This is a genomic window from Oerskovia flava (genome assembly GCF_026163685.1).
GTDB classification, from domain to species: domain Bacteria; phylum Actinomycetota; class Actinomycetes; order Actinomycetales; family Cellulomonadaceae; genus Oerskovia_A; species Oerskovia_A flava.
Genome location: NZ_JAOXSR010000008.1, coordinates 103,899 through 129,748, shown reverse-complemented (window position 1 = coordinate 129,748; position 25,850 = coordinate 103,899). Strand labels below are relative to the sequence as shown.

The 25,850-nt window shown below is 72.9% G+C and carries 24 protein-coding genes; 11 read left to right on the top strand and 13 right to left on the bottom strand.

The genetic code is table 11. The annotated features are described in order from the left end of the window. Positions 1–8: 8 nt before the first annotated feature. The gene (locus OHL10_RS13740; RefSeq protein WP_265522793.1) at positions 9–983 is read right to left on the bottom strand and encodes a carbohydrate ABC transporter permease; all 975 of its coding nucleotides are present in this window, start codon (positions 981–983) and stop codon (positions 9–11) included. A gap of 14 nt (positions 984–997) precedes the next feature. Continuing rightward, positions 998–2,341, bottom strand: a complete 1,344-nt coding sequence (locus OHL10_RS13735; RefSeq protein WP_265522792.1) for an ABC transporter substrate-binding protein — start codon at positions 2,339–2,341, stop codon at positions 998–1,000. A gap of 333 nt (positions 2,342–2,674) precedes the next feature. On the opposite strand from OHL10_RS13735, the gene OHL10_RS13730 reads away from it, so the two are divergent. The 3 genes from OHL10_RS13730 (at position 2,675) to OHL10_RS13720 (ending at position 6,677) form a co-directional block, all read left to right on the top strand. Beyond that, entirely contained in the window at positions 2,675–4,015 is a 1,341-nt protein-coding gene (locus OHL10_RS13730; RefSeq protein ID WP_265522791.1) for a glycoside hydrolase family 27 protein, read from the top strand. A 95-nt stretch (positions 4,016–4,110) separates the two neighbouring features. Then, a complete protein-coding gene (arfA, locus tag OHL10_RS13725; protein ID WP_265522790.1) occupies positions 4,111–5,619 on the top strand; it encodes an arabinosylfuranosidase ArfA in 1,509 nt (502 codons plus the stop codon). Beyond that, positions 5,616–6,677 (top strand): arabinan endo-1,5-alpha-L-arabinosidase, encoded by a 1,062-nt coding sequence (locus tag OHL10_RS13720; RefSeq protein WP_265522789.1) that lies wholly within the window; start codon positions 5,616–5,618, stop codon positions 6,675–6,677. Before arfA ends, OHL10_RS13720 begins: the two co-directional genes overlap by 4 nt. Positions 6,678–6,714: 37 nt before the next feature. On the opposite strand, the gene OHL10_RS13715 is transcribed toward OHL10_RS13720, so the two are convergent. Both OHL10_RS13715 and bla read right to left on the bottom strand, forming a co-directional pair. Next, positions 6,715–7,188 carry a GNAT family N-acetyltransferase gene (locus OHL10_RS13715; protein ID WP_265522788.1) on the bottom strand — a complete coding sequence of 158 codons (474 nt, stop codon included), beginning with the start codon at positions 7,186–7,188 and terminating at the stop codon, positions 6,715–6,717. Between the two features lie 68 nt (positions 7,189–7,256). Continuing rightward, positions 7,257–8,225: a class A beta-lactamase gene (gene bla / locus OHL10_RS13710; RefSeq protein ID WP_265522787.1), complete on the bottom strand. Its 969-nt coding sequence runs from the start codon at positions 8,223–8,225 to the stop codon at positions 7,257–7,259. 95 nt (positions 8,226–8,320) lie between these two features. Here bla and OHL10_RS13705 point away from each other — a divergent pair, with 95 nt between their 5' ends. Further along, a complete protein-coding gene (locus tag OHL10_RS13705; protein ID WP_265522786.1) occupies positions 8,321–8,860 on the top strand; it encodes an AAA family ATPase in 540 nt (179 codons plus the stop codon). 32 nt (positions 8,861–8,892) lie between these two features. Here OHL10_RS13705 and OHL10_RS13700 read toward each other — a convergent pair whose 3' ends face one another. The 4 genes from OHL10_RS13700 to OHL10_RS13685 form a co-directional block, all read right to left on the bottom strand. Beyond that, positions 8,893–10,173 (bottom strand): MFS transporter, encoded by a 1,281-nt coding sequence (locus OHL10_RS13700; protein WP_265522785.1) that lies wholly within the window; start codon positions 10,171–10,173, stop codon positions 8,893–8,895. Continuing rightward, positions 10,170–11,153, bottom strand: a complete 984-nt coding sequence (locus OHL10_RS13695) for a helix-turn-helix domain-containing protein (protein WP_265522784.1) — start codon at positions 11,151–11,153, stop codon at positions 10,170–10,172. Before OHL10_RS13695 ends, OHL10_RS13700 begins: the two co-directional genes overlap by 4 nt. A 73-nt stretch (positions 11,154–11,226) precedes the next feature. After that, positions 11,227–14,139 (bottom strand): helix-turn-helix transcriptional regulator, encoded by a 2,913-nt coding sequence (locus OHL10_RS13690; RefSeq protein ID WP_265522783.1) that lies wholly within the window; start codon positions 14,137–14,139, stop codon positions 11,227–11,229. Between the two features lie 68 nt (positions 14,140–14,207). After that, the gene (locus OHL10_RS13685) at positions 14,208–14,360 is read right to left on the bottom strand and encodes a hypothetical protein (RefSeq protein WP_265522782.1); all 153 of its coding nucleotides are present in this window, start codon (positions 14,358–14,360) and stop codon (positions 14,208–14,210) included. Positions 14,361–14,659: 299 nt separating this feature from the next. On the opposite strand from OHL10_RS13685, the gene OHL10_RS13680 reads away from it, so the two are divergent. From OHL10_RS13680 to OHL10_RS13670, 3 genes are read left to right on the top strand one after another with little or no spacing between them, the layout of a single operon-like run. Further along, positions 14,660–15,340, top strand: a complete 681-nt coding sequence (locus OHL10_RS13680) for a hypothetical protein (RefSeq protein WP_265522781.1) — start codon at positions 14,660–14,662, stop codon at positions 15,338–15,340. 5 nt (positions 15,341–15,345) lie between these two features. Continuing rightward, positions 15,346–15,696, top strand: coding sequence for a UBP-type zinc finger domain-containing protein (locus OHL10_RS13675; protein WP_265522780.1), 351 nt, complete (start codon positions 15,346–15,348; stop codon positions 15,694–15,696). A gap of 56 nt (positions 15,697–15,752) precedes the next feature. Further along, positions 15,753–16,931 (top strand): serine hydrolase domain-containing protein, encoded by a 1,179-nt coding sequence (locus OHL10_RS13670; protein ID WP_265522779.1) that lies wholly within the window; start codon positions 15,753–15,755, stop codon positions 16,929–16,931. 33 nt (positions 16,932–16,964) lie between these two features. Here the strand turns inward: OHL10_RS13670 and OHL10_RS13665 are convergent, their stop codons facing one another. Both OHL10_RS13665 and OHL10_RS18665 read right to left on the bottom strand, forming a co-directional pair. Further along, positions 16,965–17,720 (bottom strand): hypothetical protein, encoded by a 756-nt coding sequence (locus OHL10_RS13665; RefSeq protein ID WP_265522778.1) that lies wholly within the window; start codon positions 17,718–17,720, stop codon positions 16,965–16,967. A gap of 55 nt (positions 17,721–17,775) precedes the next feature. Next, a complete protein-coding gene (locus OHL10_RS18665; protein WP_322645562.1) occupies positions 17,776–18,327 on the bottom strand; it encodes a sugar O-acetyltransferase in 552 nt (183 codons plus the stop codon). Between the two features lie 89 nt (positions 18,328–18,416). Between OHL10_RS18665 and OHL10_RS13655 the strand changes: the two genes are divergently transcribed. Beyond that, on the top strand, positions 18,417–19,346 hold the full coding sequence (locus OHL10_RS13655; RefSeq protein ID WP_265522777.1) for a LysR family transcriptional regulator: 930 nt from the start codon (positions 18,417–18,419) through the stop codon (positions 19,344–19,346). A 97-nt stretch (positions 19,347–19,443) separates the two neighbouring features. On the opposite strand, the gene OHL10_RS13650 is transcribed toward OHL10_RS13655, so the two are convergent. Continuing rightward, on the bottom strand, positions 19,444–19,896 hold the full coding sequence (locus OHL10_RS13650) for a helix-turn-helix domain-containing protein (protein WP_265522776.1): 453 nt from the start codon (positions 19,894–19,896) through the stop codon (positions 19,444–19,446). A gap of 133 nt (positions 19,897–20,029) precedes the next feature. Between OHL10_RS13650 and OHL10_RS13645 the strand changes: the two genes are divergently transcribed. Then, positions 20,030–20,896 (top strand): AraC family transcriptional regulator, encoded by an 867-nt coding sequence (locus tag OHL10_RS13645; protein ID WP_265522775.1) that lies wholly within the window; start codon positions 20,030–20,032, stop codon positions 20,894–20,896. 42 nt (positions 20,897–20,938) lie between these two features. On the opposite strand, the gene OHL10_RS13640 is transcribed toward OHL10_RS13645, so the two are convergent. Further along, positions 20,939–21,505 carry a MarR family winged helix-turn-helix transcriptional regulator gene (locus tag OHL10_RS13640; protein WP_265522774.1) on the bottom strand — a complete coding sequence of 189 codons (567 nt, stop codon included), beginning with the start codon at positions 21,503–21,505 and terminating at the stop codon, positions 20,939–20,941. Between the two features lie 82 nt (positions 21,506–21,587). Here OHL10_RS13640 and OHL10_RS13635 point away from each other — a divergent pair, with 82 nt between their 5' ends. After that, positions 21,588–23,198 (top strand): LLM class flavin-dependent oxidoreductase, encoded by a 1,611-nt coding sequence (locus OHL10_RS13635; protein WP_265522773.1) that lies wholly within the window; start codon positions 21,588–21,590, stop codon positions 23,196–23,198. A 14-nt stretch (positions 23,199–23,212) separates the two neighbouring features. On the opposite strand, the gene OHL10_RS13630 is transcribed toward OHL10_RS13635, so the two are convergent. Then, positions 23,213–24,481 (bottom strand): nucleotide disphospho-sugar-binding domain-containing protein, encoded by a 1,269-nt coding sequence (locus OHL10_RS13630; protein WP_265522772.1) that lies wholly within the window; start codon positions 24,479–24,481, stop codon positions 23,213–23,215. 113 nt (positions 24,482–24,594) lie between these two features. Between OHL10_RS13630 and OHL10_RS13625 the strand changes: the two genes are divergently transcribed. Beyond that, a complete protein-coding gene (locus OHL10_RS13625; protein ID WP_265522771.1) occupies positions 24,595–25,836 on the top strand; it encodes a MalY/PatB family protein in 1,242 nt (413 codons plus the stop codon). Positions 25,837–25,850 lie beyond the last annotated feature (14 nt).

Genomic DNA, 25,850 nt, shown 5'->3' with positions numbered 1-25,850 from the left:
TCCTGCCCTCAGTCGATGCTGAAGCTGTTGCGTCGGTTGAGCCGGAACTGGATGACCGTGACGATCATGACCAGCAGGCCGAGGACGATCGCCATCGCGGTCGCGTAGCCCATCTGCTGGTACTGGAAGGCCTTGCGGACGATGTACCAGACGACGGACGCGGAGCTGAACTCCGGCCCGCCCGTGGGCGTCATGATGTTGATCTCCGTGAAGATCTGCGCGCCGGCGATGATGTTCGTGATGACGAGGAAGAACGTCACCGGCCGCACCATCGGGACGGTGATGGTCCGGAACTTCTGGAACGCGTTCGCGCCGTCGAGCGACGCGGCCTCGTAGAGCGACTGCGGCACCGACTGCACCGCCGCCAGGTACAGCAGCATCGAGAACCCGAGCCCCTTCCACACCGCCAGGATGATGAGGGCCGGCTTGACGGTCGCGGTGTTCTGCAGCCAGTCCGGGCCGTCGATGCCGAACCATGCCAGCACCTGGTTCACCAGGCCGAAGTCGCCGTTGTAGGCGAACTGCCAGACGATCGCGATCGCGGCGAGCGACGAGATCACGGGCACGTAGTAGATCGTGCGGAACGCCGTGCGCCCGACGATCCGGCGGTTCAGCGCGAGCGCGAGCAGCAGGGAGAGGACGAGCCCGATCGGGATGCCGATCATGTAGAACAGCGTGTTGAACAGGCTCTGGTGGAAGTACTCGTCCTGCAGGAGCGCCGCGTAGTTGTCGAGCCCGATGAAGCGCATCGGACCGAGCCCGTTCCAGCTCGTGAACGACGCGTAGAGCGCGAACAGGATCGGGTAGAGCGTGAAGGTCAGGAAGCCCACCACCGGTGCCGCGACGAACAGCAACGCCCAGCGGTGCTCGGTGCGGTGCAGGCGGTTGGAGTCCTTCGCGCTGCGTGTCCGCCGCGCCGGCGGGGTGGAGCTGCCCGCCGGCGCGGGGCCGTCATCGGTGACGGTGTCCGTGGTCTGCGACATCTGGATGTCCTCGGTCAGGAGCCGGCGCGAGCCTGCTCGGCGTCCTGGTGGGACTTGTCGAGGAGCGCCTGCATCTTGGGCTGCACCTCGGCGAGGTAGTCGGCGGCGGTCTGCTTCCCGTCGATGACCGGCTGGATGTTGATCCAGAGCTCGTCGTACCACTCGGCGCCGTAGGTGAAGGCGGCCGGCATCGCGCGGCCGTAGTCCTGGGCGATGTCGAGGAACTCGCGTCGGTTGGCGGGCTGTGCACCCTCCTCGGAGGCCCACTCCTCGGCGACGTCCACGAGGTTCGGAATCTGGATGTTCGCGTCGACGAGCGTCTGCTGCGCCTCGGGGTCGGTCGAGAGGTACGTCGCGAGCTCCACCGCGGCGTCGGGGTTGTTCGTCGTCGCCGAGACACCGATGCCGAGGGACCCGATCCACGTGGCCGACTCGTCGCCACCCAGCGACGGCCAAGGGATGAGGTCGTAGTCGAAGTCGAGCTCGTTGTACGTGCTGACGTCCCACGGACCGACGGGGAAGAACCCGATCTCGCCGGCCATCCAGCGCTGGTAGGTGTCGAGGGTCGCCGCGTCGGAGGCGGACGGGGTCACGTCGTGGACGTTGGTGAGGTCGGCGAAGGCCTGGAGCGCCTCGGTGAACTCCGGGGTGTCGACCGTGACCTGGGTGCGGTCCTCGTTCGTCCAGTCGCCGCCGTTGCTCCAGACCATCGACTGCAGGTTCCACTGGACGTTCAGCCCGGTGCCCCACTGGTCGACCGTGCCGTCGCCGTCTGTGTCGGTCGTGAGCTCGGAGGAGATGTCGACGAACTCGTCCCAGGTGAGCGGGACGTCGGGGTCCGGCAGGTCGATCCCGGCCTCCTCGAGCATGGTCTTGTTGTACCCGAAGGAGAACGGGCCGATGTCCTTGGGCAGGCCGTAGAGGGCGCCGTCGGGCGTGCCCTGGAGCTCGCCGTCGAACCGGTAGGAGTTGACGCCGTACTCCCAGATGTTGTCGAGGTCGACACCCTGCTCCGCGACGGCGTCGGTGATGTCCATGAGGACGCCGGACGCGACGTAGGACTGCAGGTTCGCCTGCTCGATGTAGAAGACGTCCGGGACCTTGTTCCCGGCCACGGCCGCCTGGAGCTTGGTCGCGTACTGGTCGGCGTCGGTCACGGTCATCTTCACCGTGACGCCGGTCTCCTCGGTGAACCGGTCGATCGCCGCCTGGTAGGCAGCCTTCTCGTCCGCGCCTCCGCGGAACATGAACGTCAGCTCGTCCGAGCTGCCGGCGGCACTCTGGCCGCACGCGCTCAGGAGCAGTGCGCTCACGGCGGCGCCGCTCACGGCGGCGATGGTCAGGCGTGACTTCCTCATCACGAGTCCTCTCGATTCCCAGGGGGATGCTCCGAGATGCGATGGCGTCGTCAGCGGGGAGGGAGCCGCTGCGTCCCCGGTACGGAACCGGAAAGGTGCGGTGCGGCTGCCCTGCTCGATCGGATCGTCGTCGACCTCGATTTACATCGTTGGAGAGAAAGGTTGCACATCCCGGCGGCAGGGTCAAGCCTCGGTGCCGAGCGCGGCTTGACGGGCCGAGGCGATCCGTGCAGACTCCATCTACAACGATGTAGAAGATGTGGTGCTGGCGATCCCGGTCGCCGCCCGCGTCGTGCACAGCCGCCGACGCGCCGATCACCTCCTGGAGCCCCGATGCCCTCCCGAGCCGCCGCGTACCCCCCGATGGGGTGGAACTCGTGGGACTGCTTCGGCACCACCGTCACCGAGGCGGAGGTGCTCGCCAACGCCGACGTGCTGGCCGCGCGGCTGTCGCCCACCGGGTGGGACACCGTCGTCGTCGACATCCAGTGGTACGAACCGACGGCGCGGGCCGGCGGCTACAACGTCGACGCGCCGCTGCTGCTCGACGGCCACGGGTTCCCCCGACCCGACCCGGCCCGGTTCCCGTCCGCGGGCGGCGGGGACGGCTTCGCCCCGCTCGCCGCGCAGGTGCACGCGCGGGGCCTGCGGTTCGGCCTGCACCTCATGCGCGGCATCCCTCGACGCGCGGTCGAGGCGGACCTGCCGGTCCCCGGCACCACCTACCGCGCGTCCGACATCGCCGACCGGAGCAGCACCTGCCCCTGGAACGGCGACAACTACGGGCTCGACCACACCCACCCCGGCGCGCAGGCGTGGCTCGACGCGCTGATGCACCAGATCATCGGCTGGGGCGTCGACCTGCTGAAGGTCGACGACATGCTGGCGCCCTACCAGGCCGCCGCCGTCGAGGCCTACGCCTTGGCCGTGCGACGCGCCGAACGGGCGCACGGGCGCGACGTCGTGCTCTCCCTCTCCCCGGGCACCGACCTCTCCCTGGCGCATCTCGACCACCTGCGGGCGCACGCCGACATGTGGCGCGTGTGCGACGACCTGTGGGACCGGTGGGGGGACGTCGAGGCGCAGCTCGCGCGACTCGCCCGGTGGGCACCGCACCAGGGGCCGGACGGCTGGGCCGACGGCGACATGCTCCCCCTCGGCCGTATCGGCACCCGGGCGGAACGCGGCCAGGACCGGGACAGCGCGCTGACCCGGGACGAGCGCCGGACCCTGCTCACCGCGTGGTCCCTCGCCCGCTCACCCCTGATGGTCGGCGGCGACCTCACCCGGACCGACGACGAGACCCTGGCCGACCTCGCGAACGCGGAGGTGCTCGAGCTGCTCCGGCACTCGACCGGAGGGGCCGAGCTCCTGCGCGAGGACGACGTCGTCGTCTGGGGCGCCGCCGGGACCGGGCCGCGCGCGGGCTCGCGGTGGGCCGCGGTCATCTCGACGGCGGCCGAGCCGCGGACCGTGACCCTCCCCGCGGCGTCGGTCGGCTTCACCGGCCTCCGCACGTCGTCGAGCCCGCTGGTCGCCCGCGACCTGTGGAGCGGGGAGCCCGTGACCCTCGTCCCGCCCACCGCCGCGCACGGCGGCGACCACGCGCTCACGCTCGACGTCCCCGCCCACGGCACCCGCCTCCTGCGCCTGGACCCCGGGCCGGCGTCGTGACCGATCACCCGGCCCCGAGCCCGGCCGACCCCTCGACCGACCTGCTGACAGACCCGACGACCTCACCACAGACCGCTCCCTCGGAAGGACCCCGCATGCTGCCCGTCTCCCTCACCGTCGACCCCGCCTACCGGGTCGGCCCCGTCCGGCGCCGGACCTTCGGCTCCTTCGTCGAGCACCTCGGCCGGTGCGTGTACACCGGCATCCACGACCCCGAGCACCCCACGGCCGACGAGGACGGCTTCCGCAAGGACGTCATCGAGCTCACCCGCGACCTCGGCATCTCGAGCGTGCGCTACCCCGGCGGCAACTTCGTCTCCGGCTACCGCTGGGAGGACGCCATCGGCCCGGTCGCCGAGCGCCCGAGCCGCCTCGACCTCGCCTGGCACTCGACGGAGCCCAACCACGTCGGCGTCGACGAGTTCATGCGTTGGACCGAGCGGTCGGGCACCGAGCCGATGATGGCCGTCAACCTCGGCACGCGCGGCGTGCAGGAGGCGCTCGACCTCCTCGAGTACTGCAACGTCGAGTCCGGGACGTACTGGTCCGACCTGCGTCGCGCGCACGGCACCGACAAGCCGCACGACATCCGCATGTGGTGCCTGGGCAACGAGATGGACGGGCCGTGGCAGATCGGCCACAAGACCGCCCACGAGTACGGGCGGCTCGCCGCCGAGGCAGCGCGTGCCATGCGGATGGTCGACCCGGACCTCGAGCTCGTCGTGTGCGGCTCGTCCGCGTCCTCCATGCCGACGTTCGGCGAGTGGGAGCGCACCGTCCTCACCGAGACGTACGAGCACGTCGACTACATCTCTGCCCACGCCTACTACTGGGAGGAGGACGGAGACCTCGCGTCCTTCCTCGCGTCCGCGGTGGACATGGACCACTTCATCGAGTCGGTCGTCGCGACCGCCGACGCGGTGCGGGCCGCGAAGAAGCTCAGCAAGCGCATCCATATCTCGTTCGACGAGTGGAACGTCTGGTACCAGCACCGGGCCGAGTCCAAGCCGCCGTCGGGCACCGACTGGCCCGTCGCGCCCGTGCTGCTCGAGGACCGCTACAACGTGGCCGACGCCGTCGTCGTCGGGAACCTGCTCATCTCCCTGCTCCGGCACACCGACCGCGTGCACGCCGCGTCCCTCGCCCAGCTCGTCAACGTCATCGCCCCGATCATGACCGAGCCCGGTGGTCGCTCGTGGCGCCAGACGACGTTCCACCCGTTCCAGCAGGCGTCCACCCTCGCGGTGGGCGACGTCCTCCAGGTCGTCATCGACGCGCCCACCTACGGCACGGCGAAGTTCGGCGACGTGCCGGTGCTCGACGCCGTCGCCACGCGTGACCCCGAGACGGGCGAGACGGTGCTGTTCGTCGTGAACCGCTCGACCACCGACGACGTCGCCCTCGACGTCGACCTGCGGGCGCTGCCCGGCCTGCGCGTCCTCGACGCGACCAGCCTGTCGAACCCCGACCACACGTGGAGCGCGACGGCCGACGACGACCACTCGGTCGCGCCGCGGGAGAACGCCACCGCCGAGGTGCGGGACGGCCGCCTCGTCGCGCAGCTGCCGCCCGTCTCGTGGAACGTCGTGCGGCTGGGCTCGTGAGCACGGGGACCCCGCGGCGGCGGCGCACCGTCGGTGTGATCGCCGCCGGGGTCGCGCTGGTGGTGGCGCTCGCCACCGCGGCGGCCGTCTGGTCGGTGCGCGGGTCGGAGCCGGTCGCGACCGAGCTCGCGCTGACCGGCGACCTGCGCACGCACGACCCCGCGCTCGTCGCCGGCGACCCCGACGGCGACCCGAGCTGGTACGTCTTCTCGACCGGTGACGTGCGCGTGGGCCTCGGCTCCATCCAGATCCGTCGCTCCGACGACGGCCTGCACTGGGAGGACGCCGGCACGGTCTGGGACGCGGGCACCCGGCCGGAGTGGGTCTACGACGTCGTGCCCGGCGTGGAGAACTTCTGGGCGCCCGAGCTCTACCAGCACGACGGCACCTGGTACCTGTACTACGCGGCGTCGACGTTCGGGTCGAACCGGTCGGTCATCGGGCTGATGACCTCGCCCACGCTCGACCCCGACGACCCGGCCTACGGCTGGGAGGACCAGGGCGAGGTGTGGCGCTCCGTCCCGGGCGAGACCGACTACAACGCGATCGACCCCGGCATCGTCGAGGACGAGGACGGGACGCCGTGGATGGCGTTCGGCTCGTTCTGGGGCGGCATCCAGCTCGTCGAGCTCGAGTGGCCCAGCGGCAAGCCCGCTGACCCGCAGGCGGAGCCGATCACGATCGCCGACCGGGTGGCGCCGCCGAACGCCGTCGAGGCGCCCTACCTGGTGCACCGCGACGGCTGGTACTACCTGTTCGTCTCGCGGGACAGCTGCTGCCAGGGCACCGACTCGACGTACAACATGGCGGTGGGCCGGTCGCGCGACGTCACCGGCCCGTACGTGGACCGTGCCGGCACCCCGATGACCGAGGACGGCGGCGAGACGCTGCTCGAGACGCACGGCGACCAGATCGGCCCGGGCGGGCAGTCCGTCTCGGGCGGGTACCTCGCCTACCACTACTACGCCGAGAGCCTCGGCGGGGACTTCCAGCTCTCCCTGCGCGAGCTGGCGTGGGACGACGACGGGTGGCCCGTCGCGACGACGTCGAGCGACTGAGCGAGGACGTCGCCACGTGGTTGCCGCCCGTCCTCGGTCACGACGTCAGGCGGTAGATCTGCTCGACCACCTCGGCGCCCACGCCGGGCGCGTAGGAGGACTCGCGCCCGGCCTCCACGAACCCGGCCCGGACCACGACCTTCGCGGAGCCCACGTTGTGGGCGGCGACGCGCGCCACCAGCGGTCGTTCGTGCTCGACGGACAGGAACGCCTCGAGCGCGGACGAGGCGATGCCGCGCCCCCAGCGCGACGGGTCGATCCAGTAGGTGACCTCCCGCTCCCCGTCCATGGTGAAGCTCCCGATCGTTCCGACGAGCACGCCCGTGTCCTCGACGGCGAGCAGGGTGCACGTCGGATCGCTGCGGATGCGCTCGTAGTGCACGTCGAACGCGGCGCGGTCGGAAGGGACGGCCCGCGTGAACGCCGCCAGCGCGACGGCGGCGGGATCGCTCTCCCACACGAAGAGCTGATCGAGGTCGTCGTCAGCGAGACCGCGGAGTCTGATCGCCATGCGTCGAACTGTATTCCCAGCCCGGGAGGCTCCGCCGACGCCCTGGCGCAACCGGCCCCGGTCCCGCGTCAGGTGCCGGCGAGCTGGTCGAGCACGACCGCGGCGGCCTCGGCGAGCAGGGCGTCGTCACGGGTCGCGTCCGCGGTGTCGCGGCTCGTCATGATGGCGATCACGAGCGGGTCGCCGTCCGGCGGCCACACGATGGCCACGTCGTTGCGCGTGCCGTAGCCGCCGCTGCCCGTCTTGTCGCCGACGGTCCAGCCCTCGGGGACGACGGCCCGGACGAGGTCGTCGCCGGTGGTGTTTCCCTGCAACCACCCGACGAGCAGCTCCTGCTTCTCCGGCGGGAGACCGTCGCCGAGGGCGAAGGTCTCCAGCGTCGTGGCGAGCGCGCGCGGTGTGGTCGTGTCCCGCGGGTCGCCCGGGGTGGCCTCGTTGAGGTCCGGTTCGGTGCGGTCGACCTGCGTGACGTCGTCGCCCGCCGCCCGCAGCGCCTCGCCGAGCCCGCTCGTGCCGCCGACGCGGTCGAGGAGCAGGTTCGCCGCTCCGTTGTCGCTCTGCTGCACCGCCGCGGCGGCCAGCTCACCCACGCTCAGCCCGGTCCCGACGTGCTCCTCGGTGACGGGGGAGTAGGTGACGAGGTCCGCCTCCGTGTACTCGACGACCCCGTCCAGCTCGCCGATGGTGTGCTGGTCGAGGACGACAGCAGCGAGCGGCGCCTTGATGGTCGACGCGTAGGCGAACCGCTCGTCGGCGCGGTGCTCCAGGACCGTCCCGGTGCCCGTGTCGAGGGCGAAGACACCCAGCCGCGCGTCGAACGTCTCCTCGAGAGCAGCCATCTCGTCGTCGGCGCGCAGCACGACGGGCGAGGGGTCCGACGTCGGGCTCGGTCCGTCGGACGGGGTGCTGGACGGTGATGCCGACGGGGTCGCGCTGGGTGGAGCGGGGTCCGGGTCGGCCGTCGTGCCGCCGCAGGCGGTGACGAGGAGTGCGGTGGCGAGGATCGCGCCGGCCGTCCGTGTGAGGTGTCGTGCCACCCGCCCAGTATCCCCGGCGGGCGGGACCGTGATCGCGGTAGCGCTGTTCGGAGACGATCGGTGGTGGTGAACCGAGCGTGCGTAGGCTGGACGGTATGTCCGGCACGGTCATCATCCTCACGGGACCGCCCGGAGCGGGTAAGTCGACGACGGCAGCGAGCCTCGCTGCCACGTACCCGCGGGCGGTGCACCTGCGCACCGACGACTTCTGGGACCACATCGTCTCCGGGGGCATCCCGCCGTACCTCCCGGAGTCCGACGCCCAGAACCACACCGTCGTCGAGGTCGTCGCCGGCGCGTCCGCCGCCTACGCGGCGGGCGGCTTCACCGTCGTGGTCGACGGGGTCGTCGGGCCGTGGATGCTCGGTCACTTCCGCCACGCCCTCTGCCTGCGACCCGGCCTCGACCTCCACTACGTCGCGCTGCGTCCGGATCGGGCGGAGACCCTCGCGCGCGCGCAACGCCGGACGGCTCCCGATGCACTCGTCGACGACGCCCCGATCCACTCGCTGTGGGACCAGTTCGCCGAGCTGGGCGAGCTCGAGGCGCACGCGATCGACACGACGCACCACAGTGCCGCCGAGACAGCCCGAGCGGTCGCGGAGGCGATCACGAGCGGCCGCTACCGGCTCTGACGAAGCGTCAGCCGTCCCACGGCGACCGCCTCTCACGCGGCCGCGGCGGCCTCCTGTCGTGGCGGCGCCGCAGGGAGCGTGGCGTTGCTCAGTGTGGTCGAGGTGGCCGCGACGACGGCAGTGAGGACGAGCATCGAACCGGTGGCGATGAGCACGGGGGCGGGGCCGACGGCGTGCGCGGCGGCGCCGATCCCGAGGTTGGCGGCGATGAGCGGCAGGCTCTGCGCCAGGGCGGCGAGGGCCTGGACGCGCGCGACGAGCGCCCGCGGTGCCGAGCCCAGGACGAGCGGTGCCATGTGGGTCGCGAAGAGGCCGGTGCCGAGCCCGAGGACTGCGCATCCGCCGATCGCGCCGACGGCATGACCGGAGGTCGCGCCCAGGGTCGCTGCGCCGAGCCCGGCGAGCGCGAGGCCGACGGCGGCGGCGATCCCCGGGCGTCGAGCGGCACCACGCGACAGGACGACGATCGCGACGAGCCCGGTGGCCGCGCCGACCGTCCCGGCGGCCAGCCCGGTGAACTGCGGGCCCCAACCGGCGTCTCGACCGAGGAGGGGGAGGAGGAGCGGGGTCAGGGGGAGGACGAAGGCGGCGCCCGCGGCGACGAGCAGCAGCGCGGCGCGCAGCAGCGGGTCCGTGGTGACGACGACGATCCCCTCACGCAGGTCCGCCCAGGGTGACGTGCCGACGTCGGGCGCTGCGGGTTCCGGGTGGCGCCGACGGAGGTGCAGCAGGAGGGCGAGCAGGACGGCGAACGTGGCCGCGTTCAGCAGCGCCGCGCCGGGTAGCCCCGCGGCGCCGTAGATCGCTCCGGCGAGAGGGCCGGCGAGAGTCGCGGCGAGCTGCTGACCGGTCTGGCGCAGTGCCAGGCCGCGCGCGAGGTGGTCCGGGCGAAGCAGGAGGCGTGGCAGCGCCCCGGCGGCAGGGAGGTAGAACGCGTCGATCGTGCCGATCACGAGCGCGGTCGCGAGGAGCAGGGCCGGGGGAGCCCCCCAGCGCAGCGCGAGCAGCGCGAGGACGAGAGACGCCAGCAGCATCGCGCCGTTCCCCGCGAGGAGGATGCGCCAGACGCCCGAGCGGTCGGCCATTGTCCCGCCGACCAGGAGGAGCAGCGTGCGAGGCACGACCGAGGCGGTCAGGACGAGGCCGGCCAGGAGCGGCCCGTGCCCGGTGGCGGCCCAGCCCATCGCGAACCCGACGACCTGCACACCGAGCACGGAGAGCGAGGCGGTCCCGGCCCACGCCCAGAACCGGCCGGGCAGACCGTGCGCAGATCGGCTCGCAGGAGCGGGTCGCTCGCCGTCACGACGCCTCACTCGTCGTCCAGGCGGATCGGCATGACGGCGAGCTCGGCACTCCTGGACAGCGGCAGCACCCAGAGCGGTCCGTGTCCGGACCCGAGCAGGACGCACGTCGTGCCGCGCGGAAGGGTCCACAACGCCTCGCTGAGGAGCCGTGCGCTGAACACCCGGCCCGGCCCGGTGCGTCCGATCGTCGGGAACGCCCCGGGCGGCGCGTCGAGCCAGATCCTGTCTGCGCCCTTGTGCTTGCTGATGCCGTCGAGCAGCTCGCCGACCTGGACCGGTGCCGAGGCAGGAAGGCTCCGGTCGGGGCGTAGGCCCTCGGTCGCCGCGGGGAACTCGGACGCTGCGAGCGTCCGGCTGTGCGACGAGTCCGTCAGCGTCAGTGCGTGGGCCCCGATGGTGAGGCGGACCTCGCCGCTCATCGCGGCGATCGCACCGAGGGCCTGCTGTCCGTCGATCGCGACGGCACGGGCGCCGCTGACGTGCGCTCGCAGGCGTCGACGCATCAGCCGGTGGCGGTCGGTGGTCTCCAGGATCACGCCCGCCCCGTCCACCGCGACCCGCATGCCGTGGGTCGACGGGTGCAGAGGGTCGCGCCCCATGGTCGCCGTGACGGCCGTCAGCCCGTCCCGGAGGTCCGCGGCGCTGAGGGACGCCGTCGTGCCCCGTCCCTCCGTAGGTGCGGCCGGCTCGACCGCGCGCTGGAGCGCCAGGGCGTGTCTCTCCAGCTCCCGCACGTACTCGACCACGACGCTGGCTCCCGCCCCACCGGGCTCCACGGCGGCGCGGATGACGTCGAGCGGAGCGCGTGCCTGACGCAGTGCGGCCACGACCCGAGCCGCCGCGACCCGGTCGGCGGTGTACCACCGCCGCCCGGCGTCGTCGACGTGGTCCGGGCGGAGGACGCCCTTGGCGTCGTAGAACCGCAGAGCAGACGGGGTGAGGCCGCTCGCCTCGGCGAGCGCACCGACCCCCAGCATTCCCTGTCGCATGGCTCCAGCCTCGGCCCTCGACCAGGTCGAGGTCGGCGGCCGGTCCCCGGCGCGCGGCAGGTCAGACCTCGGTTCAGACCTCGATGAGGCCCCGCTGGTGGGCGAGGGAGACGGCCTCGGCGCGGCCGGAGGCGCCGAGCTTGGCGAGGACGTTCGAGACGTGGACGCTCACGGTCTTGGTGCTGATGAAGAGGCGCGCGCCGATCTGCCGGTTGGTCAGGCCCTGCGCGACGAGGAGCAGGACCTCGGCCTCGCGGTCGGTGAGGACGGTGGTGGAGCCCCGACGCAGCCCCGGGAGGTCGAGCCGGCCCCGCCGGGCGAGGCTCCGCACGGCCTCGGCCAACGGTGCGGCGCCCATGTCCTCGGCCTCCTCGAGAGCCTGCGCGGCCTCGATCTCCGCCGCGGCCCGCTCCCCGGCACCGAGGAGCGCCTGCGCCCACCGCCAGCGCGAGCGGGCGAGCTCGTAGCGGTAGCCGTAGTCGAACGCCCGGGTTGAGGCCTCCCAGAGCGCGGGGTCGTTCTCGCCGGTCAGGCGCGAGTGCTCCGCGTGGGCGCGGGCGAGCCAGGCGATCCCCTCAGGCCCGAGCTGGCCGCCGCGAGGGCGGCCGCGCTCGGCGGTCGTGGTCGCGGCCTCCAGCAGCTCGTGCCCACGTGCAACGCGTTCGCCGACGTCCACGCCGACCACTCGCTCGGCCTCGGCAGCGTCCGCGAGCGCCGCGAGGGCGAGGGCCGAGAGCCAGATGCGGCCGAGGAAGACGTCGCTCCACGTGCGGCCCAGGTAGCGCACGAGGTCGACGGCGGCATCGGCGGCCTCGTCGTAGCGTCCCGCCCAGGTGAGGGCGTCGACGGTGCACCCGCCGGAGATGAGGGCGATCTGACCGTCGCGGTGCCAGTCGCGGCGCAGCTGCTCCCCGCGTGCGGGGACGTCGGCGTCGCCGCGCGCGGCCGCGGCGTACAGCCCCACCGAGGTGAGGGTCGCGACCGACGGCGCGGGGACGGTCTCGTCCGTCGGCTCCGGTGGGGTGAGGTCGCCCGTGCTGTAGCGCACGAGCTCGACGAACAGTCGGATCTCGAGGCCGTAGACGCTCCAGCCGAGGCCTGCGGTCCGTGCGTGCGCGAGCCCGTCGCGGGCGACGACGAGCGCCTCGTCGAGCCGACCGGCGTAGTAGCGGTTGGCCGCCAGGTTGAACCAGCACCGCAGCTCGGTCAGCACGTCACCGGCGTCGCGGGCGCGTTCGCGGGCGCTGTGCAGGAGCTCGGCGGCGCGGTCGGCGTCCGCGACCTCGAGCACGGCGAGCGTCGTCAGCGCGTCGGCCTCGATGTCCGGCGCACCGATCTGCCGTGCCTCCTCGACGGCCTGTCGGGCCTCCGTCGTGGCGATCTCGTCGAGATCGGCGTTGAGCGCTGCGCGGGCGTGCATCGCGAGGGTCCACGCGCGGTCCCGCGACGGCGGGTCGGCCGGCAGGATCTCCAAGGCCGCGGCGGTGTGCTCCAGCACCTCGTGAACTCTTTCGGTGCCGAGGAGGTACCGCGACAGCACGTGCCGCAGGGACGCCTGGCGCAGCGGGTCGTCCGCCGTCGCCTCGACGACCCGGCGGGCCAGCGCGACGGCCCGCTCCGGTTCGCCCGCCCGGCTCGCGGCACCTGCTGCGGCGAGCGCGACGGTGGCGCGGTCCTCCTCGAGGCGCTCCGCGGCGTCGGGCACCGCCTCCCAGAGCTGCAGGACCTGCTCGAGGTGCCGCAGCTCCTCGGCGGGCGCGAGGACGTCCGCCGCGCGGCGGGCCGCGTCGCGCGAGGCGACGAGCGCCGTCGGGAGGTCGTGGGCCTTGAGCGCGTGGTGGGCGCGCTGGGCGGGCGAGCCGAGGTCGTGGCCGGACGTCATGGCTTGCAGGTAGGCGCGGTGCACCGAGACCTGCTCGCCGGGCAGCAGGTCCGTGTAGACCGCCTCGGCGAGCAGCGCGTGGCGGAACGTGACCTTGTCGGTCTCGACGGCGAGGACGTGGTGGGCGACGGCCTCGCGCAGCGCGGCGTCGTACGACCCGGGTGCGGCGAAGGCGGGGTGGGCGCCGGTGACGGCCCGCAGCACGGGTTCGGCGACCTGGCGGCCCGACGCGGAGGCGAGCCGGGCGAGCTGCTGGACCGCGGGGTCGAGCTGCTCGAGCCGCGCGTGCAGCACGTCGGCGAGCGACCACGGCATGACGGACTCCGCCGCGCCGGCCTCGACGAGCTCCTCCGCGAAGTAGGCGTTGCCCTCCGAGCGGCGCATGACCTGGTCGAACGCGTCGTCGGGCAGGGGGGCTCCGGCGACCGCCGTCGTGAAGACGCGGAGCTCGTCGGGCGTGAAGGGCGGCAGGTCGACGTGCTCGACGCGCGGGTGGCGGCGGAGCTCGGCGAGGACGGGTCGCAACGGGTGGCGGCGGTGCAGGTCGTCGGTGCGGTAGCTCGCGACGATCAGCAGGTGCTCGGCGCGCATCCGGGCGATGAGGAACCGCAGGACGTCGCGGCTCGACGGGTCCGCCCAGTGCAGGTCCTCGATGACGAGGACGAGCGGCGCCTCCGTCGTGCCGCACGCGGTGAGGGCGGCGGCGATGCCGTCGAAGAGCTGGAGGCGGTCCGCCTGCTCGCGCTCGTCCCCGGGGCCGGATCCTGTCCCCGCGTCGAGGAGGCGTCCGAGCGCGGGGCGGGCGTCGATCGCGTGGTCGACCGCGTCGTGGTGCCTCCGGAGCTCGGCGAGCGCCTCGGTGAACGGGAGGTAGGGCAGGCCGACCTCCCCGAGATCCACGCAGTGGCTCACGACCACCGTCGCGCCCTGGGCCGCGGCGACCTCGGCGGCGTGGGTCAGCAGACGCGTCTTGCCGACGCCCGCGTCGGCACCGACGAGGAGCGCGCCGGGGTCGCCGTCGGCGGCACGGCGCAGGGCGGTGGTGAGCTGCTGCGTCTGGGCGTCGCGTGCCACGAACGACGCCCGGGACGAGGGGCGGGGCATGGGAACCATCCTGGCAGCGGGCTCCCACACCCCGCCATCGACTTCTCCGGTCGCGTCGGGCGCGCCGCTCACGCGCGGGGCGCGCGGGCAGCGGTCCGCCGGGTGCGGCGCGAACGCAGCCAGTGCAGCAGCACTGCCTCGTCGCGCGGGAACGACCGGCGGACCTGCTCCTGGCGGTAGCTCAACTCGGCCTCGAACGCGGGCCCGAACTGTGCGGTCATGATGTCCTCCGTCATGGTGGATCACCGGGGTGATCGTCGGCCGGCACCGTGCCTGCCTGACTGCCACGTTCGTCCTGAGGGGGGCGGCGGCGGATCGGTCGGTCGGGCAGGGTCACGGACCCACCCACCTCAGACGAGAGGGACCGGCGGGCCTGAGGCCGTCTGAGGTGCCTCAGACGAGCCCGAGAAGCATGTGGCCTGGGTCACTCGTTCCCGTTGCCAAGGTCCCGCGCCGGGAGCACACTGAAAGCCAGGACTCGGTTTGCCCGGGGGACGCCCTCGTGAGCGAGGAGATCGCAATGACCGTCGACATGCTGCCGATGCTGGGACGTGGCAAGCACCGCAACCCGAAGAGGGGAGCGTGCTTCATGGAGCTCGCGTCCTACCTCGCGGGGGAGCGGTGGAGCGACCATCCCCGCTGCACCCACCCGCTGCTGGCCATGCTGGCCCGCGCCGTCAACGACCTGACGGTCGACGCCGAGCGCCCGAAGCTCGCGCCGCTCGTGCCGTCGGTGATCGGGCTGAACAGCGCCGACCCGCGGTGGGACCTGCGGATCGCGCTGCGTGCCGCGGTCACCGCGCTTCCGATCGCCCCCTCGGACCGTCAGCAGACGCTCGCGGTCGCGATCATCGGGTGCGAGCGGATGCTCGACGTGCTCGACGAGCGGGAGCCCGGCACCCGGGACGCCGCGTCCGTCGCGGCGCTGGAGAGCGCGCCGCGCACCACCGAGTGGGCGGAGAAGTTCTGCAAGGGAGCTCGGATCCGACCGTCGCGGTTCGTGCGCGACGCGACCCCCAGCATCATCTCCGCCGCCGTGCAGGGCATCGCCGAGGCGTGCGTCTCCGACCCCGACGCGCAACTGCGTGACCTGCTCGGCGCGACGATCGACGACTGCCGTGCGTGGGCGGACGCGGAGCCCGCACCTGCCCTCGACCCGGAGAGCTGGTCGGACGTCGTCAGGCCCGCCCCCGTGCCCTGACGTCGATGGACCTGACGGACGCGATCGACGTCGGCGCGCGCCCGAGCGGCACCGGTTGCGCGGACTGCGAGATCAACGGCGGCTGGTGGGTGCACCTGCGCCGGTGCGCCGCGTGCGGCAACATCGGGTGCTGCAACTCCTCGCCCGGTCAGCATGCGACCGCGCACTTCGACCGGACGGGCCACCGGCTGATGCGCTCGTTCGAGCCCGGCGAGGACTGGTACTGGGACTTCGAGACCGACCAGGTGTTCGACGGTCCCGAGCTCGCGCCCCCCGGCTCGAGGCCGAGGACGCAGGGTAGCCCCGGGCCGCGCGAACGCCTCCCGGACAACTGGCGCGAACTGGTCCACCCCTGAGGCGGGGCGTCGAGAAATACCGCGACGAGCGCGGCGACGGTCGCTACGGTCGAGTCATGGCTCCCACCGACGAGATCCCTGAGGCCCTGAGGGCGTTCGACGACCACCTGCGGCGTGCCGCCGACGCGGACGAGTTCTCCGGCGTCGTGCACGTGGCGCGGGACGGCGAGGTCCTCTTCGAGGCGGCGTACGGGACGGCGTCGCGCCGGTGGGGCGTGCCGGTGCAGGTCTCGACACGGTTCGACGTGGCGTCGGTGACGAAGCTCTTCACGTCGGTCGCGGTGCTGCAGCAGGTCGGGGAGGGGCGGCTCGACCTCGACGCCTCGATCCACGACTACGTGGACCTCGCCGGGACGACCATCTCGCGCGGGGTGACCCTGCGGCACCTGCTGACGCACTCGTCGGGCATCGCGGACGACGCCGACGAGGAGGCCGGCGAGTCGTACGAGGCCCTGTGGGAGGACCGCCCGAACTACTCGGTGACCGAGACGGCCGACTTCCTGTCGGGGTTCGTCCACAAGGAGCCGAACTTCGCGCCGGGTGAGGGCTGCCGCTACTGCAACGTCGGGTTCATCCTGGCGGGCCTCGCGCTCGAGCGCGTCACGGGCAGCACCTACCGCGACTACGTCCGCGAGCACGTGTTCGCACGGGCCGGGATGGACCGGTCCGGGTTCTTCCGGATGGACGAGGCCGAGCCCGACGTCGCCGAGGGCTGGGAGCCCGTGCACGACGACGCCCCGGACGGCTCCGACGACGAGGGCCCGGTCGTCGGTTGGCGTCAGAACGTCTACTCCTACCCGCCGATCGGCTCGCCCGACGGCGGTGCGCACGTCACGGCGGCCGACCTCGCCCGGTTCCTCGCCGCGGTGCGTGACGGCGTCCTGCTCCCGCCCGACCTGACGCAGGCGTTCTGCACACCCCAGGTGAAGCACGACGACGGCGACACCGAGGAGACGGACGAGAAGGACGCTCCCGACCGCTCGGAGGAGGACCGCACGGCAGAGGTGCACTACGGGTTCGGCATCGAGTTCGAGCTCCGCGCCGACGGGAGCGTGCGCTCGGCGTACAAGGAGGGCATCAACGCCGGCTCGAGCGCGATCCTGCGGTACTACCCGGACCGGGAGAGCGGACAGCTGCTCGGCGGGTCCGGCATCACGGTCGTCGTCGTGGCGAACAGTGAAGCCGCCGCCTGGGAGCCGATCCGCCTGCTCGACGGCGCCGTCGTCTCGCTCTGACGCAGGCGCCGGGAGCGGCCGATCGATGCGGGGTCACGCCGTCGCGAGGAGTCTCGTCGGGGCCGTGGCCAACGGCGCGAAGCCGTATCGCCGGTACACCACGACGTGCCGCTCCGTGGAGGCCTGGACGGTGATGGTCTGGCCGGGTGGGACGGTACGACGCACGTGCTCGCTGATGAGCGCGAGCCCGCCCCGGGGCAGCAGGGAGACCGCGCTGTCCAGCGACCACTGGGCGCCGCGTCGCGCTGCCTGGTCGACGCGCAGCTGGTCGGGGGAGTGTACACGGCGGGCCTCGGCCTCCCTGCGCTGGCTCTCCGCGAGGTCCGTCATGGTGACCGCGAGGAGCGTGGTGCCGGCCGTGAACAGCCAGCCGCAGACGAGCAGCATGCCGGGCAGCGCGAGCCACCACGGCGCCAGGCTCGCGAGGAGCCCGAGCAGGGCGCCGACCAGGGCGAAGAGCACGGCGGCAGCACCCAGGAAGCCGACGGCCACCAGGGCTGTCTGCGCCCGCGAGCGGCGCGCGAGCCGCACGACGACCTTCCGGTCGGCGTGCACGAAGCCCGGCAGCAGCAGCACCGTGGCCACCCAGATCGGCCACGTCGCGACGGCGAGCACCCGGCGAATCGTGGCTCGGCGTGCGGGGTTGAGCGACCACGCGAGCGTCCACGCGACCTCCGGCGCATCTGCTGGCCGGACGCGGCGCATGAGCGGGTCTGCACTGCGGTCCGTCGTCGCTGTCGTTCGGGCATCGTCGGGCCGGGGCTGCCGGGCCGTGGCTCGGAAGGTCACAGAACGAGCCTAACCGGGCTCGCACCCTGGGCAGCAGGGGGAGCGCGAGGACGCATCAGTCGATGCTCTTGATCACCCGTGCGGGCACGCCCGCGACCAGGGTGCGGGCAGGCACGTCACGGGTGACGACCGCGCCGGCTGCTACGACAGAGCCTGCGCCGATGGTCACGCCCTGGGTGACCACGGCGGTCGCGCCGATCCAGACGTCGTCCTCGATCGCGATCGGGGCGCTGGTGACGTACTCGCGGCGCTCGGCCAGCGGCAGGGGGTGCCCGCCGGTGATGAGGCTGACCTTCGGGGCGATCATGACGTTGTCGCCGATGCTGATGCCGCCGTTGTCCATGAAGGTGCAGCCCTGGTTGACGAAGACGTTCTTCCCGAACCGCGTGCCCAGGCCGTACTCGGTGAAGAAGGGCGGGTAGATCGTCACCGACTCCGGCAGTGGGCCACCGAACACAACCGAGAGTAGTTCCGTGCGGGCCTCGGTATCGCTGAAGGGCAGCGCGTTCAGCCGGGAGGTCGCGTCGGTCACCTGTGCGATCCTCTCCGCATAGCGCGCGAACTCGGGCGTGCGGACGTACATGACCTGCTCTGTGCGGGTGGACATGACTCTGATCCCAGCACCCGGCGAAGGCCTGATCAAACAACCGAGCACCCTACTGTCACAACTGTTGGTTGTGTTAGTAGGGTGGTGGCGTGGACATCGAAGCCCTGCGCACCTTCGTGGCCGTTGCCGAGGCCGGACAGTTCCAGGCTGCAGCCGACGAGCTCAGGGTCAGCCAGCAGGCGGTCTCCAAGCGGATCGTGGGTCTGGAGAAGAACCTCGGGGTCGCACTGCTGGTGCGCACCTCCCGCGGCTCCCGGCTGAGCCTGGACGGGCAGGTCTTCCTCCCGCACGCCAAGAAGGTCTTGGCGACGCTCGAGCAGGCAGAGCAGGCGGTGCGCCCCGGCAGTAGGCCCCTGCGCGTGGACGTCCTCAACCGGCGTATCGCCCCGGCCCAGGCCGTCTACCGCTTCTACCGCTCCCGCCCCGATGCCGCCCTGGACATGGTCACCCTCAGCGAAGAGAACGCCGCCCAGGCAGTCCGGGCCGTGCTCGAAGGAAGCATCGACGCCTCCTTCCGCGCTCTGCCGGCAGGCCAGGTCCCGGCCGGGCTCAGAGCCGAACGGCTTCTGGACGTGCCCCTGCAGCTCTTGGTCGGACCCGCCCACCCGTTGGCGGGCGAGGACCAGGTTCGGCCCACTGACCTCGTCGGTCACCGCATCTGGATCCCCGGCATCAGGCCGGGTACGGAGTGGGAGCAGTTCTACCGGTCGCTCTCGCAGGTCTTCGGTCTGAGCATCGACGCGCTCGGTCCCAACTTCGGCGACGAGGCCCTGATGGACGCCCTGGCCGATTCTGCGTCTCTGGCGACCCTGATCGGCAGCGGCGACCGGTACTTGTGGCCCGAGAGCTATGGCCTGCGGCGCATCCCGCTGCGCGAGCCGACGCCGGTATACCCGCACGTGCTGCTCACGCGCTCCGACCACCAGCATCCTGTGCTGATCGGGCTGCGTGACTACCTGCGAGCCTCAGAACCGGATGCCACCGACGATGTGTGGGTCCCGGAATGGGTGACCCGCTGACCGACCGCCCGATGTGGGGCGCGGCCGAGGGCTCCCAGGTCTCTGTACCCGCGACGTCGCCGTAGCCGGGCATGCGGTTGCGGGGAAGCGCCATCTCCTAGCGAGTCACCTCGAACCCGTCGCCGCCGACGTCATCAGTCGTCGCCTCGCGCGAGAGCTGGGCCAGGATCTCGCGGCGCTCGCGTCGTGAGCGCGCGTGGTACTCAACCAGGTCTGAGAGTCGAACCCGCCGGTGCCGATGAGGCTGCGTGAACGGGATCTCCCCGTCGGACAACAGCCGCACGAGAGTGGGACGCGAGATGCCGAGGAAGTCGGCGGCTCCTTGCGTGGTCAGGACGGTGTCATGGGGCGCCAGCGTGATCGCCTGGCCGCGAGCCATGGCGCGCACAGCGTCGCGCAGCACCAGGAAGACCTCGTCCGGCAACGCGATCTGCGAACCGTCCGGCCCCACGAGCGAGGACGATCCTGCTTCTTCCAGGGCCGCTGAGAGGTCTGGCAGCGTTGATCCGGCCGCGGGGGGAAGAACCGTGTGTTCGACGACCATGCTCATGCAACCACCCTCACTCGAAAGAAACGAAAGCTGCGAGGTGTGAGTGGTCCTGCCGTGTCGGTGATCGGATCGAACCGCGATAGTCGGGTGCAGGATCGCGTCAAGGACCAGGCTTGGTGCTGAAGGAGGAACCGTGATCGCCATTCTCAACCGGGTCGTCGATGTCGTCGAGGACCACCTCACGGAGGAGATCGACGTCGCCGGCCTGGCCGGCAGCCTCGGCACCACGGCGTACCACGTGCGCCGGATGTTCTCGTCGCTCGCCGGGATGCCGTTGTCCGAGTACGTCCGACGGCGCCGCATGACGGTCGCCGCAGCCGATCTGCTCGGAGACGGCGACCTGCTGGGCATCGCGGTCCGCTACGGCTATGGCTCGACCGAGGCGTTCGGCCGGGCGTTCCGGGCGGTGCACGGTGTCGGCCCTGGCACCGTACGGCGAGACGGTGGCCCCCTTCGCACACAACCACAGCTCAGGTTCCGCCTGACCGTCGAAGGGAACACCACGATGGACACCCGTATCTCAGACCGACCGGCCTTCCGGCTCGTCGGCCACGCTGCCCGCGTGCCGCTCATCCACCACGGCATCAACCCGCACATCCGAGCGCACATCGCCTCCCTGCCCGACGCCGAGCACGCCCGTCTCAAAGCGCTGAGCGACACGGAGCCGGACGGGCTGCTCCAGGTGAGTGCCGACGTCGACCCCGACTACACCGAGGGCAGCGAGCTGACCTACCTCCATGGCGTCGCCGTCAGCGAGGGTACGTCCGTGCCCGACGACCTGGACGCGATCGACGTCCCGGCCGGCACCTGGGCCGTGTTCCGCACCGCTGGTGCGTACCCGACCGTGCTGCAGTCGACCATGGCCGCGACGGCCACGGACTGGTTCCCGTCCAACCCCTGGCGGCTGAGGCCGGGCCCCTCGATCGTGGCCGTGCTCGACCGCGCGGCAGACTTCAGCTCGGCGACCTGCGAGCTGTGGCTGCCGGTCGAGCGCGCCTAGTGGGCCGGAAGTGGCAGGCGTCGGCGCGTCCGGTCCGGCGCGCTACCGGCCCGGGCTGTCCAGGTCGGCGGCTTCGGCGAGTGCTGCGAGTCGTTCGGGTGCGACGCTGCAGGCGGTGTCGAGCCCGGCGTTGAGGGTGTCGGCGATGTCGGTGAGGGCGGCGACCTGGTCCGGTGTGAGGCGGTCGAGGACGTGGCGATGGATGGATCGCACGCGTGCGCAGCGGGCGCGCGTGACGGCGTCGCGGCCCTCGTCGGTCAGCACGACGTCCCACGAGCGCAGGTCGTCCGAGCAGGCCTCGCGGGTGACGAGGCCGCGCTGCTCCATGCGGCGCAGCTGGTGCGACAGGCGGCTCTTCTCCCACTCGACGGCGAGGCGGAGCTCGATGGCGCGCAGCCGCCCGTCGGGGGCGTCGCCGAGCGCGTGCAGCACGTCGTAGTCGGCGTCGGACAGGCCGGTCTCCTGGGCGAGCTCGCGCGCGAGGTGCTGGCCGAGGCGGGCCTGCATGCGCTGGTAGGCGCGCCAGGCGCGCTCCTCGTCGGGGGCGAGCGTGGTGTGCCCGACGGCGTCCCCGGGCCGGGTGCGCCCGGCGTCGCTCGCGATGCTCATGCGGCCATCCTACCGTTTGGTTGATGCATCATCCAGGTATATGGTTGACACATCAACCGCACGACGTGAGAGGCATGCACCCATGGCCGACTACGGTCACGACCTGCAGTTCGGCACGTTCATCACCCCGGTCGCCGCCGGGCACGAGCACGTGCTCTCCCTCGCCCAGCTCACCGACCAGCTCGGGCTCGACCTCGTCACGGTGCAGGACCACCCGTACCAGGCCAAGTTCCTCGACACGTGGACCCTGCTGTCGGTCATCGCCGCGCAGACGGTCAACGTCCGCGTCGCGCCCAACGTCGTCAACCTGCCGCTGCGCCCGCCCGCCGTCCTCGCGCGCTCCGCCGCGTCGCTCGACCTCCTCAGCGGGGGTCGTGTCGAGCTCGGGCTCGGCGCCGGGGCCTTCTGGGACGCGATCGTCGCCAACGGTGGCCCCCGACGCACGCCCGGCGAGGGCGTCGAGGCGCTCGAGGAGGCGATCGGCATCGTCCGTGACGTGTGGGCCGCCGACGGCGGCTCGGTCCGCCGCCGCGGCACCCACTACGACGTGCACGGCGCGCACCCCGGCCCGGCACCCGCGCACGACATCGGCATCTGGGTCGGCGCGTACAAGCCGCGCATGCTCCGCCTCACCGGGCGCCTGGCCGACGGCTGGCTCCCCAGCCTCGGCTACCTGTCCTCGCCCGACGACCTCACCGACCTCAACCGCGTCATCGACGACGCGGCGCGCGCCGCCGACCGCTCGCCGCAGGCCGTGCGACGTCTGCTCAACGTCAACGGCCGGTTCACCGCCCCCGGTGCGGGCCGCGGCCTGCTCGTCGGCCCGCCCGCCCAGTGGGCCGAGCAGCTCACCGAGATCGCCCTGACGCACGGCACGAGCACCTTCATCCTCGGCAGCGACGACCCGGACGACATCCGGCGGTTCGCCACCGAGGTCGCCCCCGCCGTCCGCGAGGCGGTCGAGGGCGAACGCCTCGTGGAAGGCACCGCGCCCACGCCCGAGCCCGCGCGCGCGACGTCGGTCGCCGGGACCGAGCCCGGCGCACCGGCCGCACCCGACAGCCCGGCCGGCACCGCGCCGTCGGGCACCTTCGCCGTCGTGCCGACGCCCGACGACGGCGCGCGCCTGAGCGACGTGCGCGTCTGGGACGAGGACGCGCGGCCCACCGCGCCGCCGCCGCCCGCGGACCACCGGTACACCGCGCACGACAACGCGACCGGGCAGCACCTGATCGACGTGCACGACCACCTGCGCGCCGAGCTGACCCGGGTGCGGGAGCTCGTGGACCAGGTCGCGGCCGGGCACGTCGGGATCGGCGACGCCCGCGACGAGATCAACACGATGACGATGCGGCAGAACAACTGGACCCTCGGGACGTACTGCGAGTCCTACTGCCGGGTCGTCACGACCCACCACACGCTCGAGGACCGCAGCCTCTTCCCGCACCTGCGCGACGCCGACGCGGGCCTCGTGCCCGTGGTGGACCGGCTGGAGGAGGAGCACCGCGCGATCCACGGTGTGCTCGAGGGCGTGGACCGCGCGCTCGTCGCGTTCGTCGGCGAGGAGGACCCGACCGCCGGGACCGAGCGGCTGCGCGAGGCCGTGGACCTGCTCACGGACACGCTCCTGTCCCACCTGTCCTACGAGGAGCGCGAGCTCGTCGAACCGCTCGCCCGGCTCGGCCTCGGCTGACGGGTCGGCACCCGTCAGAGGTTCTCCAGCTCGTCCAGCAGCACGCTGCTCCGTGCGTCTCGCTCCACGGCCTCGCCGAGCCGTGCGGCGGCACGGCGGGTGGGCTCGGACGCCAGGACCGTCGCGACCGCGCGGGCGATCGTGCGCGACGACGCCCGACGTCGCACCGCGACGCCCGCGCCCCGCGTTGTCACCCGCACCGCGTTGTCCGCCTGGTCGCGGCCGTGGTGCAGGACGACGAGCGGCAGCCCGGCCGCGAGCGCCTTCATCACGGTGCCGTGGCCGCCGTGCGTGACGACGAGGTCGGCCTGGCGCAGCACGTCGCCGTGCGGGGCGGAGGTGACCACGGTGACGTGCGGGGGAGCGCGCAGCGCGTCGGGACGCACGGCGGGTCCGGTGGTGACGAACCCGCGCACCGGCAGGGTGCCGAGCGCGTCGACGATCCGCTGCAGGCACGCGACGTGGTCCTGGAACGTCGACGACATCGCGACGAGGACGAGAGGGCCGTCGCCCGGGGGCGCCTCCCACGGTCCTGCGGCCCACGACGGGTCGTCGAGGACCGGGCCGACGTAGCGGGCGTTGTCCGGCAGCCGGGCGGGGAAGTCGAACGCCGCCGACGTGAGCACGAGCTGGCGGCGGGCACGGCCCAGCTGGCCCCACGTGGTCGCGAGGGGTCCGAGGCGGTACTCGGCCCGGACCGTGTTGACCGGTGCGAGCGCGTACCGGTCGAACAGGCGCACGGACGCGGTGCTCACCACCCGGTCCCGGGCGCGCCCGAGCGGTCCGCGGGCCGGGGCGAGCCCGAGGCCGAAGGGCGGCATCCCCGGCGCGGGCATCGGGTAGACGTTGGGGAGCAGGACGTCGAACGGCAGTCCGCGCGCCTCGGCCGCGATCATCGCGCCCGCCGCGCCGAAGGACGCCACGACGAGGTCCGGCCGGACCCGGTCGAGGGCGGCCGACGTCTGGCGTGCCTGGTGCGGGGCGGGCGCGGCGTACAGGTGGTCCGCCATGGCGCGCGCGAGGCCTGTCGGTGACCGCAGCGCCCAGTCGCGCAGCTCGCCGGCGGGCTGCCACTCCCACGGCTCGTCCGTCGCCCCCGTGGCGCGCACCTGGTCGGTCATCGACGCGTCCGCGAGCACCGTGACGTGGTGGCCTCGGTCGACGAGCCGGCGCACGACGCCCAGCTCCGGGGGGACCGTCCCGCCACCGTCCGTGAGCGCGAAGAGGTACGTGCGAGGCCCGGGCGCGGGCCCGGCCTCGCGTCGTGCCGCACCGTCGTCCATCAGGGCGCCTCTCGTCGCGCCGTCGCCGACCGTTGCCAGCCGTTGTCGGGTCGTTCCCGACGCTACCGGCCGCGGACGCTCGCCGGAAGGGTGCGCCTCGTAGGCTGGCGTGCGTGAGCACCCCCGCCGAGCCCGTGACCACCACCCCGCTGGACGTCCTGTCGTTGGCCGAGCTCCGGCGTCGGACGTCGGTGAAGTGGCGCGCCTACCCGCCCGACGTCCTGCCCCTGTGGGTCGCGGAGATGGACGTGCCGCAGTGCCCCGCGGTGCTCGACGCCGTCACGCACGCCCTGCAGACCGGCGACACCGGGTACGACCACGGCGACGCGTACGCCCGGGCGCTGGCCGGGTTCGCGCAGCAGCGGTGGGACTGGACGTTCGACCCGGCGGTCACGCGCACCCTGCCCGACGTGATGCTCGGCATCGTCGAGGTCCTGCGCGTCCTCACCGCGCCGGGGGACGCGGTCGTCGTCAACCCGCCCGTCTACCCGCCGTTCTTCGCGTTCACCCGGCACGAGGGGCGCCAGGTGGTGCACGCCCCCCTCGGCGGCGACCTGCGGCTCGACCTGGACGCCCTCGACGCGGCGTTCGCCGAGGCCACCGGCCGGGCGCGGTTCGGCGACGGGGCCGGGACCGGTCGACGCGCCGTCTACCTGCTGTGCAACCCGCACAACCCCACCGGTACCGCGCACACCCCCGCCGAGCTGGAGGCCGTCCTGGCGCTCGCGGCACGCCACGGGGTGCGGGTCGTCGCCGACGAGATCCACGCGTCCCTCGCCGGTACGCCCTCGACGTACACGCCGATCCTCACGGTCCCCGGGTCCGACGACGCGATCGCGCTGCACTCGGCGTCGAAGGCGTGGAACCTCGCCGGTCTCAAGGCTGCGGTCGCCGTCGGCGGGCCGGACGCCGCGGCCGACCTGCGCCGCATCCCCGAGGAGGCGGGCCACGGCGTCAGCCACGTCGGGGCGATCGCGCACACGGCGGCGTTCACCGCCGGGGGCGCATGGCTCGACGACGTCGTCGCCGGCATCGAGCGCAACCGGACGCTGCTCACGGACCTGCTGGCCGAGCACCTGCCCGGCGTCGTGCACCGGCCCGCGGACGCCACCTACTTCGCGTGGCTCGACTGCCGCCCGCTCGGCGGTGCGTTGGCCACCGACCCGCACCGCGTGTTCCTCGACCGGGGCCGCGTCGCGCTCAACGCGGGGGAGACGTTCGGTCCCGGCGGCGCCGGGCACGTGCGGCTCAACCTGGCCACGAGCGCAGAGATCCTCACCGACGCGGTGCGCCGCATGGCGACGGCCGCGCGAACCGGCGCGGGGACCCCCGGTGGTGTCGGCGCGGTGGGATAGCCTCGCTCGCGAAC

Bases quoted from the DNA above. Each gene is read 5' to 3' on its own strand.
- OHL10_RS13695 (WP_265522784.1), bottom strand. From the start codon at position 11,153: ATGCGACAGGGAATGCTGGGGGTCGGTGCGCTCGCCGAGGCGAGCGGC.
- OHL10_RS13675 (WP_265522780.1), top strand. From the start codon at position 15,346: ATGGACCTGACGGACGCGATCGACGTCGGCGCGCGCCCGAGCGGCACC.
- OHL10_RS18665 (WP_322645562.1), bottom strand. From the start codon at position 18,327: ATGTCCACCCGCACAGAGCAGGTCATGTACGTCCGCACGCCCGAGTTC.
- arfA (WP_265522790.1), top strand. From the start codon at position 4,111: ATGCTGCCCGTCTCCCTCACCGTCGACCCCGCCTACCGGGTCGGCCCC.
- OHL10_RS13735 (WP_265522792.1), bottom strand. From the start codon at position 2,341: ATGAGGAAGTCACGCCTGACCATCGCCGCCGTGAGCGGCGCCGCCGTG.
- OHL10_RS13730 (WP_265522791.1), top strand. From the start codon at position 2,675: ATGCCCTCCCGAGCCGCCGCGTACCCCCCGATGGGGTGGAACTCGTGG.
- OHL10_RS13630 (WP_265522772.1), bottom strand. From the start codon at position 24,481: ATGGACGACGGTGCGGCACGACGCGAGGCCGGGCCCGCGCCCGGGCCT.
- OHL10_RS13740 (WP_265522793.1), bottom strand. From the start codon at position 983: ATGTCGCAGACCACGGACACCGTCACCGATGACGGCCCCGCGCCGGCG.
- OHL10_RS13640 (WP_265522774.1), bottom strand. From the start codon at position 21,505: ATGAGCATCGCGAGCGACGCCGGGCGCACCCGGCCCGGGGACGCCGTC.
- OHL10_RS13670 (WP_265522779.1), top strand. From the start codon at position 15,753: ATGGCTCCCACCGACGAGATCCCTGAGGCCCTGAGGGCGTTCGACGAC.
- OHL10_RS13690 (WP_265522783.1), bottom strand. From the start codon at position 14,139: ATGCCCCGCCCCTCGTCCCGGGCGTCGTTCGTGGCACGCGACGCCCAG.
- OHL10_RS13705 (WP_265522786.1), top strand. From the start codon at position 8,321: ATGTCCGGCACGGTCATCATCCTCACGGGACCGCCCGGAGCGGGTAAG.
- OHL10_RS13715 (WP_265522788.1), bottom strand. From the start codon at position 7,188: ATGGCGATCAGACTCCGCGGTCTCGCTGACGACGACCTCGATCAGCTC.
- OHL10_RS13635 (WP_265522773.1), top strand. From the start codon at position 21,588: ATGGCCGACTACGGTCACGACCTGCAGTTCGGCACGTTCATCACCCCG.
- OHL10_RS13685 (WP_265522782.1), bottom strand. From the start codon at position 14,360: ATGACCGCACAGTTCGGGCCCGCGTTCGAGGCCGAGTTGAGCTACCGC.
- OHL10_RS13650 (WP_265522776.1), bottom strand. From the start codon at position 19,896: ATGAGCATGGTCGTCGAACACACGGTTCTTCCCCCCGCGGCCGGATCA.
- OHL10_RS13680 (WP_265522781.1), top strand. From the start codon at position 14,660: ATGACCGTCGACATGCTGCCGATGCTGGGACGTGGCAAGCACCGCAAC.